Below are 436 nucleotides of genomic sequence, written 5' to 3' on the forward strand. Positions count from 1 at the left end.
GAATTCTGTGTAGCTGTTTTGCTCGACGGTGTCGTGGCGTTCGTTGCCGACGCGGATTTTCTGGTCGTGCTCGACGTTTTCGTCCCAGTCGCGCTGGGCGTGCAGGTAGATCTGTTCCTGACCTTTCTTGTCTTCGATGCGCAGTTCGTTGTAGCCGCCACCGCCCATGGAGCTGAGGGTCTTGAAGGTGCTGCGGGTCTTGTTCGCCGGCAGCTCATACGGGACGGTGTTTTCCTTGTGGTACAGGCAGCCGCTGATCAGCGGTTGATCGGGGTCGCCTTCAAGGAACGTGACCAACACTTCCATGCCGATGCGCGGGATGGCGATGCCGCCGTACTGGGCGCCGGCCCAGGCGCTGGAGACGCGCAGCCAGCAGCTGGTTTTGTCGTCGGCCTGGCCTTCGCGGTCCCAGTGGAACTGCACTTTGACTCGGCCG

1 protein-coding gene is annotated in these 436 nt (G+C 61.7%); it reads right to left on the reverse strand.

Translation table 11 applies throughout. The features are described from left to right. Window positions 1–436 (reverse strand): type VI secretion system tip protein TssI/VgrG (gene tssI, locus PseAD21_RS30140; RefSeq protein WP_256588273.1); only part of this gene is annotated, 436 nt, incomplete at both ends.

The organism is Pseudomonas sp. AD21, from assembly GCF_002878485.1.
Classification (GTDB): Bacteria; Pseudomonadota; Gammaproteobacteria; order Pseudomonadales; family Pseudomonadaceae; genus Aquipseudomonas.